Here is a 9,076-nt window from a genome sequence, read left to right as displayed (position 1 = left end):
CAGGACCTGCAAGAACGCTTCGCCCACGACCCGGCCGGCAACCTGCTCATGCAAAACCGCCCCGGCCCGGACATCGTGGCGGGCAATCGGCTGATGATCCAAGGGGACCGGCATTACGACTATGACGCTTTTGGAAACTTGATCCGTGAGCGGAGTGGGCGTGGGCACGCACTGGTCACCGAGTACCGTTATGACTGCCAGCATCGGCTGGTTGGCATCACTCAACCCAATGGGCAGACCGCCAGCTACCGATACGATCCATTTGGACGGCGGATCAGCAAAACCGTTGATGACATAACCACGGAGTTTTTCTGGCAAGGCGACAAGCTGATTGCCGAGCACCACAAAGACCGTCATCGCAGCTACCTCTACGAACCCGGTAGCTTCAGGCCCTTGGCTTTACTGGAAGGTTTTGGCCCCAAACAAACCAAGCCCTTCCACTACCAACTCGACCACCTCGGCACCCCACAAGAACTCACCGCCCCCAACGGCGAAATCGTCTGGTCTGCCCACTACCGCGCGTACGGCGAAATCAGTCGCCTGGACGTCGGAAAAGTCGACAACCCGCTGCGTTTTCAGGGCCAGTACTTCGATCAGGAAAGCGGGCTGCACTACAACCGGCATCGCTACTACAATCCGGATCTGGGTCGCTACCTGACACCGGACCCGGTGAAGCTGGCGGGTGGGATCAACACGTACCAGTACGTGCCCAATCCTACGGGATGGGTGGATCCATTAGGCCTTAACGCGAATTGCCCTGGCTCAATAGGGAAAAATCCTGCTTGCTCAAAGTCTACTGAACCGAGCGTCCCTGGCGTATCGCGTAAGGGAGCTTTCAGACAAGCTAAAAGGGACGCCGGTATACCGATGAATCAAAGTCCAGATGTAATGACTCATCCAATTTCAGGGCAAACGACACAGTACAAAATAGAAAACATGACCGATAAAAGTGATAAAAAAATATTGGATGCTGCTGGTCAACCCATTGAGACAAGGGTTTATCAATTTACAAGAGAAAACGGCACACAAGTTCTCATCCAAGATCACTCTGCCGGGCATAAATTCAATAGACCTGATGGAGTAGGAGACCAAACAACACATTTTAACTTAAGACCTATTGAGTATCCTCGAAACGGAAAGGTTACCGGTGCAAAAACACACTATTACTTTAGGAAACAACAATGAAATACTGGAACGAAATAAATAAGAATGTTTTTTTTGAAAAAATCTTCAGCCGGCCTGTCGAGATAGGTGATATCTCTGTCTTCTCTTTACAAATAGACAATGACCGACCGAGACTGGGAATTGGATTTGACATACCTGAGTTTCCGGATGTCCTACCGGAAAAATGGAAAGACAAGGGCTACAACGTCTGCAGGCTCGGCATTGACTGCTATGAAATTAGCGATCTAAAAATACTCAACATACCAAACAGAGATACTTTCGCAGTAGAAATAACAAAAAAAGACGGCCAACTTCACTTTAAAGCCGCCAACAAACACTCTTTAATCGAATTCAACTCTAAGGACATTTCATTGATCAACCCAAATGTTTACATCAGAGGCAATGATGAGGACTTTTAAAAAGCGCTCTTTAGCGAAAACAATCTAATTCTGTTGGTATGCGACTCAAAATACAGAGGTTGGCAAGTCGGTGGTGCACACGATGTTACATCTCTCTTGGGTGAAACAACCGGCTACCCATTCTGGCTAACCGATACCCACCTCACGCTTCTAATCCATATGGACGAGCATGACTGCGTCACTTGGGCATGAAAAATGCCTCTCTATAACCCCCATAGCCATCCCCAATTCGCCCACCCGTCCCACCCCGCCTAAACTCTGTCCAAGATGTTTCAACGGACAGAGGATTCACCATCATGGGCAAACGTCACCCCAATCTCCCCGCCTGGCAATGGCGTAACTACCCACAAAACCATCAACACCCGACCAACCTGGCGTTGCACCTGATTGCCGTGCCGCTGTTCATCATCGGGTTCTTGTTAATTGTATCGGGCGTGTTCAGCCTGAGCCTGGCGAGTTTCGCTGTTGGCGTGGTCGGCATCCTGGCCGGCCTGGCGTTGCAGCGTCATGGTCACAGCCTGGAAGCCGAGGCCAGTGAGCCGTTCAGTGATCGTAAAGATGCGGTGCAGCGCCTGGTGGTCGAGCAGTTTGTGACTTTCCCACGCTTTGTATTAAGCGGCGGCTGGTGGCGCGCCTGGCGGCAGCGCCATCGGCACTGAAAGTCAGGCGAAGACCACCACGGTCTGGCGGCTGATGGCGATCAATTCGCCGGTCGGGCTCCACAGCGCGGCGGCGGCGTGGCCGTAGCCGTCGCGGGCGTGCTCGATGTTGACGTAGTACTGGCACCAGTCGAGGGTCGTCAGCTCTTGCAGGGGCTGGATGAACTCGATGGTCCAGGTCAGGGTGCTGCCGGGCGCGGGCTTTTTCAGGTGAGGAAGCAAGGCCGGGGGCCAGGCGTCGACCAGGGCCAGGATATGCGACTCGGTCAACGGTTCTTCCTTCACGTCGCCGCGCAAGCGTACCCAGCCGCCCATGTCGCGAGACTTATTGCCGGTAAACGGCAACCCGCCGACGCTCCAACGCATCGCCACGTGTTTCATGAATTCAGGCGTCACGCCCTTGATGTACGGCAGTTCCTGGCATTCATCCCAATGCTTGAACGTCGGCGGCGCTTCACTGGCCACATCAATCTCTGATTCGCGGGATGCGCCAAAGCTGGCTTGCACCAGGGTCGCCACTTCACCGTTCTGCACCACGCGACCGAGCAGTTGGCTGACGGCCTTGCCTTCACGCAGCACTTCAACCTGATAGCGGGCGGGAACATCCGCCGTCACCGGGCCGACAAAGGTGACGGCCAATGAGCGCAAAGGCCGGCCATCCGGTACCTGGGCACGCAGGGCTTCGTATTGCAGTGCGGCGACCAGGCCACCAAAGGTTGCGCGCCCCTGAGCCCATTCGGCGGGGATGGTGACATCCAGCGGGTTGCGACGGGCGGCGTCGAGCAAATCACTAAAGCGCATGGCGACCTCACATCAGCTAAACAGATGGGGGGATGTTAACCATCGCGCCCTTGCGATACAGCGCCTATTCCGGCCAAAAACCGGACCGTTTCAGAAGCAATCGGCGCTGAGTTTTTCCAGCACCCTGTCTGCCTGCCCTTCTGCCTTGGCCATGGTGCGATGCCACGTCGCAACACAGGGCTGCAGGTCTGGCTGATGCTCAGCCTGGGCCAACCATTGCCAACAGTCATGCCAATCACCGAGGGCACCCTGGGCTTTTTTCAATCGAGACATGGCGTTGGCAGGGAGTTTGTCCAACTCGGGATAAGCCTCGGCAGCGTAGCGCACGCGCTTGATCAGCAACCGCAAGCGGTGGCGATCATGGCCGGGATCCTTGAGTGCTTCATCAAGCTTCTGCCATTGCTTGGCCAGGCGTTTCTCGATGCGGGGGCGCAGGCCCTTGAGCAGCTTTTGGTGTTCAGAGGCGCGGATAAAACGCGGGAAGGCATCCAGGATGAGCAGCAGGTGCGCCAACTCCGGGCTTTGCGCCACGTGTCGATACGCATCGGGTTGCAAGCGCAAACGTCGGTCTGCCGCCGCGTGATGACCATGATGATGCAGGTACGCCGCCAGGACCTCGCGGTCCCGCAATGGCGTGGTCAATTGGCCGACCGCGCTGGCAGCCAACTCAAGCTGCTCTACACCCGGCAACCCGCGCAAGGGCCGTAACAGGCTGCGCAGGCGCCGCACGGTGGTGCGCAGGTCATGCAAGGCTTCATCGTCAGTGACGGCGGCGAGGCGAGCCTGGCAGCTCAGTAACCCTACTTCCAGGCCAATGACCTGAGCGACTAACTGATCAACCAGCGCTGACATCCCTTCCTCCCCTGACGATGAAAATCCCTGATCACGGCTACAGGTCAACGCCCGGCGCGCGACTCACGAATATAGAACCGCGCTTTCTCGGCCTTGTTGGAGCAGCCTTCAAACGCTTCGAATTGCTGTTGGGTCTTGGCACCGGTCAGCAAGGACAAGGCCTTAGAGTAGCTCACGGTGCCGGCGAAGCCTTCGGCCTTGGCCAGGTCCAGCTCATGCCACGCGGCGTCCAGTTGCGTGCCGCAGCTGTCGCGGTACGCGGTTTTCCCGGCACAACCGGCCAGGGCCAACACGATCACAGGCACACACATCCAGGCTTTCATCGATGACACCTCAAATAAAGAAAAACAGTCGTACGTTGTAGACGTTGCCTACAAGAAAAAGTGCCTTGTCTGTCAGCCCCAAATCAAAAGCGCCTATCGCCAGAGCATACCCGAGCACCGCGTCCCGCCAGCAAAAATATTACCGCCCCAGGCGAAGATTGAAGACGCCCCCTCAATGGGTGCATTGTGGGCACCTGCCTTGGGGAGGACATGGACCATGAAAAAACGTGTTGCCTTGGTACTGGGCTCCGGAGGGGCCCGGGGCTACGCCCACATTGGGGTGATCGAAGAGATTGAACGGCGCGGCTACGACATCGCCTGTATCGCCGGATGCTCCATGGGCGCCGTAGTCGGCGGGATCTACGCGGCCGGCAAGCTGGAGGATTATAGAAACTGGATTGAAAGCCTCGATTACCTGGATGTGCTGCGCCTGGTGGACGTGAGTTTTCGCCTGGGGGCGATTCGTGGCGAGAAGGTCTTTGGGCAAATCCGCAAGATCGTCGGTGAAATCAATATCGAAGAGCTGCGCATCCCCTACACCGCCGTCGCCACCGATCTCACTAACCAGCAGGAAATCTGGTTCCAGGAAGGCTGCCTGCACCAGGCCATGCGCGCCTCGGCCGCCATCCCCAGCCTGTTTACGCCGGTGATGCAAGGCAACCGAATGCTGGTGGACGGCGGCCTGCTCAACCCGCTGCCGATCGTGCCGGTGGTGTCGAGCCATTGCGATTTGATCATCGCGGTCAACCTCAACGCCACCAACCAGAAGCACTATCACCTGCCGGTGATCCAGCGCCCGCCAGCGTTCAAAAGCCGCTTCAACAGCCTGGCCAAATCACTGGGCTCGCACCTGCCCTTTCGACGCAAGCAGGCCGAGCAGCTGATGAAGCTGGAACAGGAAGCCTTGCAGGCTGAAGCGGCAGAGATCAACCCGTGGCTGGAATCGGCCGAGCCCGAATCCCAGCAACCCGCCGCCGCGCCGGAAAAAGCCGGCGCGCCCAAGTCAGCAACCGGTTCGTTCATCATCGACAACGTGGGGCCGGCGTCACTGCTGGACCTGATCAACCAGAGTTTCGAGGTGATGCAGACGTCTTTGGCGCAGTACAAGATTGCTGGCTACCCGCCTGATGTGTTGATCAACGTGCCAAAGCGGGTGTGTCGGTTTTTCGAGTTCTACAAGGCGCCGGAGTTGATTGCGTTGGGACGGGAAATTGCCAGTGATACGTTGGATCGGTATGAGAGTGAGCAGCGCTGAGCGTGTTGGTGTGGCTGAAGGCCTCTTCGCGGGCAAGCCCGCTCCCACAGTTGATCGCGTGCCGCGTGGCGAAATGCGAACCTCTGTGGGAGCTGGCTTGCCTGCGATAGCGGTGGGCCAGACACCACAAACCTATGCGTTTAACAGACGATACCCCACCCCCGCCTCAGTCACGATAAAACGCGGCTGCGTCGGATCATCCGCCAGTTTCTGGCGCAAATGCCCCACCACGATCCGCAAGTAGTGGCTGTCCTCGGTATGGGTCGGGCCCCAGATGTCCTTGAGCAATTGCTGCTGGGTGATCACGCGCCCCGGGTGCCGCGCCAGTTGCGCCAGCACCGCGTACTCCTTACGAGTCAGGGCGACTTCGACGCCGTCCAGCAGCACCCGGCGATAGGCCAGGTCCACCGTCAGCGGGCCAAAATTCAACGCCGCTTCCTGGGCCTCCCCGGCCGGTGCCTGGCGCAATAAAGCGCGCACACGGGCGAGAAACTCCTGGATGCCGAACGGCTTGGTCACGTAGTCATTGGCACCGCTGTCCAGCGCCTCGACTTTCTGCACTTCACTGGCCCGCACCGACAACACCAACACCGGCACCGTCGACCACTCGCGAAACTCGCGCAGCACCTGCTGGCCGTCCATGTCGGGCAGACCCAGGTCGAGCACCAGCAAATCCGGTTTGCTCAACGCCGCTTGCGCCAGGCCTTCGTTGCCGGTGCCGGCCTCGATCACCTTGTAGCCCTGGGAGGCCAGGCTGATGCGCAGGAATTTGCGGATCTGCGGTTCGTCATCAATGACTAATATCGTCGCGGTCTGGCTCATGGTGTCCAATCAAAATCCGTGGAGAAAAGAGGGTAGCTCAAGCCTCGCGTTCCAAGCCAGGCTGGGTCGGCAATGGCAGGAACAGGGTGATGCAGGTGCCACGCCCTTCAATGCCATCGGCCACGCTGATATGCCCGCCGTGGGCACCGACCATGCCCTGGCAGATCGCCAACCCGAGGCCCGTGCCCTGCCCGCCGCGGTCGCCCCGGGCGGCGGTGTAGAACATGTCGAAAATCTTCGCGCGCTCGTCTTCAGGAATACCCGGCCCCTCATCGGCTACCGCGAAAAACAGCTGATCATCGGCGACCCCGGCGCTCACCTCCAGGCGGCCCTGGGCGGGTGAAAAGCGTGCCGCGTTTTCCAACACATTGACCAAGGCCTGCTCGATCAACGCCGCGTGGACATACAACAACGGCAACGCCACGGGCACATCGGTCTTCACCTGCAACGGCGCCAGCACCGCACGCAACCGGCCGAGGGCGCTACCGACGATGTCACCCGGCGAGACCCAGTCACGCGCCAACTTCAGGGCGCCGTGGCCCAGGCGCGTCATGTCCAACAGGTTCTGGATATAGCGATCGAGACGCTCGGCTTCATCGCGGGTGCCTTCCAGCAGTTCGCGACGATCCTCCAGGGGTATGGCTTCGCCAAGGGCCAGCAGGCTGTCGATGCTGCCACGCATGGCCGTCAGCGGCGTGCGCAAATCATGGGACACCGAGGCGAGCAAGGCGCTGCGCAGTTGCTCGGTTTCGCCGTGCAGGCGCGCAGACTCCAGCTCCTGTGCCAACTGCGCCCGGGCCAACGCCTGGGCCAGCGGTTGGCTCAATGCAGTCAGCAAACGGCGACGCTGGCCGCTCAGTTCCAGCCCCGGTTTGGGGCTGACGCCGAGCAGGCCCAGCGGCCCCTCCTCGCCCGACAACGGCCACCACCACCAACGCCCGAACGGCAAGGTGCCGGTGCCCATGCCGGCCGGTTGATCGTGCTGCCACGCCCAGTCGGCAGCGGCGCGCTCGGCTTCGGTGAGGTTCAGCGCGGCGCCGGTCTCGACCTTCCAGCCGCCCTGGCCGTCACGGTTGACCAGGCACAGGTCCAGGTCGCTCCACCCCTCAAGGTGATGAGCCGCCGCGCTGATAACGGCCTGGCGGTCGGTGGCCGCCGTCAGTTTGCGCGACAGGTCGAGCAGTTCGCTGGTTTCTTCCTGGGTATCGCGCAGTGCCTGCAATTGCCGGCGCTGACGTGCGGCGAGGTTGCCGGTCAGGGCGGCCATCAACAGGAAGAACAACAGGGTCAGCACGTCCTCTTCGCGCTGGATGGCGAAGGAGAAATTCGGCGGGATAAACAAAAAGTCGTAGGCCAGGAATGACAGCGCGGCACACACCAGGGACGGGCCCAGGCTGCTGCGCACGGCCACCAGCAATACGGCAGCCAGAAACACCAATGAGATATTCGGCAACGGCAACACACTGGCCACCGCCCAGGCCAACGCCGCAGCCACGATGGTCGCCACTACTGCCAGGCCGTAGTCGAACCACACCAGCCCGCGCACATCCGGCAAGCGTGGCGGCGCGGGGATGTCGTCGCTGTCCAGCACGTTGATTTCCAAGCCGCGTGCGTTACGCAACAAGCGAGCGGCCAAACCGCCGCCAAACAGGCGTCGACGCCAGCGCATCCGCGACTGCCCGACCAACACCAGGCTGGCGCGGCGTTCGGCGGCGTGCTGGATCAGCGTCTTGGCCACCTCCCCCGCCCGCAATAACACCACTTCACCGCCAAGCCGCTCGGCCAACTGCTGGGCGTTCTGCAGGCGCAGGCGCGATTGCTCATCCCGAGCCCGGCCATTGTCGATATGCACCAGGCTCCACGGCAGATGCCGGCGCTGGGCCACACGGCTGGCGTGGCGCACCAGGCGCTCAGCTTGCGCATCGCCATCCACGCCCACCAGCAAACGCCCGCGCACCGCCGGCGCCGCCTGCCCGAGTTGGCGATAGCCCTGGGCCAAGTCATCGTCGACATGGGCGGCGGCGGTTTGCATTGCCAGTTCACGCAGGGCCATCAGGTTGGTCTGGGTGAAGAAGGCATCGATGGCCGCGCGGGCCTGCTCGGGCACGTAGACCTTGCCGTCGCGTAGGCGCTCCAATAACTCGCGGGACGGTAGGTCGATCAGCAGCAGTTCATCGGCCTCTTGCAGCACCCAGTCCGGCAGGGTCTCACGCACCTGCACGCCAGTGATGCCGCGTACTTGATCGTTGAGGCTTTCCAGGTGCTGGACGTTGACCGTGGTGAACACGTTGATGCCAGCGGCGAGCAGCTCCTGGATGTCTTGCCAGCGCTTTTCATGACGGCTGCCGGGGGCGTTGCTGTGGGCCAGTTCGTCTACCAGCACCAGCTTGGGCTTGGCGGCGAGCAGGCCGTCGAGGTCCATTTCTTCGAGCATCACGCCGCGGTATTCGCTGCGCAGCAACGGTTGTTGCGGCAGGCCGCTGAGCAAGGCTTCGGTCTCGGCGCGGCCGTGGGTTTCGACCACGCCGGCGATCAGGCGCACGCCTTGGCGCAGCTGAGTGTGGGCGGCCTGGAGCATGGCGTAGGTTTTGCCCACACCGGGCGCGGCGCCCAGGAAGACTTTGAGCCGGCCACGGCCGTCCCGTGGCAGTTCGGCTAGCAGGGCATCGGCGCGGCCGGAGTCGCTCATGCGCGGGGGTTCCTTCAGGTGTTTATCGGGTGTACTTCAGGCCGCCATCGCGGGCAAGCCCGGCTCCCACAGGGGAATGCATTCCATATGTG

Annotated in this window: 9 protein-coding genes; 4 read left to right on the top strand and 5 right to left on the bottom strand. The window is 60.3% G+C overall.

Annotation, left to right across the window (positions count from 1 at the left end):
* From AC07OV_RS30355 to AC07OV_RS30345, 3 genes are all read left to right on the top strand, one after another.
* Positions 1-1,185: RHS repeat-associated core domain-containing protein (locus tag AC07OV_RS30355; protein WP_495093600.1), on the top strand; the 1,185-nt coding region annotated here is incomplete at its 5' end.
* On the top strand, positions 1,182-1,583 hold the full coding sequence (locus tag AC07OV_RS30350; protein WP_176998590.1) for an Imm50 family immunity protein: 402 nt from the start codon (positions 1,182-1,184) through the stop codon (positions 1,581-1,583). The genes AC07OV_RS30355 and AC07OV_RS30350, both read left to right, overlap by 4 nt.
* A 296-nt stretch (positions 1,584-1,879) precedes the next feature.
* Positions 1,880-2,242 carry an Mpo1-like protein gene (locus tag AC07OV_RS30345; protein WP_010211905.1) on the top strand — a complete coding sequence of 121 codons (363 nt, stop codon included), beginning with the start codon at positions 1,880-1,882 and terminating at the stop codon, positions 2,240-2,242.
* A gap of 3 nt (positions 2,243-2,245) precedes the next feature.
* Here the strand turns inward: AC07OV_RS30345 and AC07OV_RS30340 are convergent, their stop codons facing one another.
* The 3 genes from AC07OV_RS30340 to AC07OV_RS30330 form a co-directional block, all read right to left on the bottom strand.
* Positions 2,246-3,043: an acyl-CoA thioesterase gene (locus tag AC07OV_RS30340; protein ID WP_176998589.1), complete on the bottom strand. Its 798-nt coding sequence runs from the start codon at positions 3,041-3,043 to the stop codon at positions 2,246-2,248.
* 90 nt (positions 3,044-3,133) lie between these two features.
* Positions 3,134-3,895: a CHAD domain-containing protein gene (locus tag AC07OV_RS30335; protein ID WP_495093599.1), complete on the bottom strand. Its 762-nt coding sequence runs from the start codon at positions 3,893-3,895 to the stop codon at positions 3,134-3,136.
* Positions 3,896-3,939: 44 nt separating this feature from the next.
* A complete protein-coding gene (locus AC07OV_RS30330) occupies positions 3,940-4,218 on the bottom strand; it encodes a hypothetical protein (RefSeq protein WP_010176194.1) in 279 nt (92 codons plus the stop codon).
* Between the two features lie 217 nt (positions 4,219-4,435).
* Between AC07OV_RS30330 and AC07OV_RS30325 the strand changes: the two genes are divergently transcribed.
* Positions 4,436-5,473, top strand: coding sequence for a patatin-like phospholipase family protein (locus tag AC07OV_RS30325; protein ID WP_495093598.1), 1,038 nt, complete (start codon positions 4,436-4,438; stop codon positions 5,471-5,473).
* Positions 5,474-5,605: 132 nt separating this feature from the next.
* Here AC07OV_RS30325 and AC07OV_RS30320 read toward each other — a convergent pair whose 3' ends face one another.
* Positions 5,606-6,295, bottom strand: a complete 690-nt coding sequence (locus tag AC07OV_RS30320; protein ID WP_176998586.1) for a response regulator — start codon at positions 6,293-6,295, stop codon at positions 5,606-5,608.
* A 37-nt stretch (positions 6,296-6,332) separates the two neighbouring features.
* Positions 6,333-8,984: a DUF4118 domain-containing protein gene (locus AC07OV_RS30315; protein WP_495093597.1), complete on the bottom strand. Its 2,652-nt coding sequence runs from the start codon at positions 8,982-8,984 to the stop codon at positions 6,333-6,335.
* Positions 8,985-9,076: the final 92 nt, after the last annotated feature.

The sequence above is a fragment of the Pseudomonas sp. GW821-FHT09A09 genome (assembly GCF_059418405.1).
The sequence above is the reverse complement of the archived record's forward strand: the minus strand, read 5'-3'. Positions and strand labels throughout refer to the sequence as shown.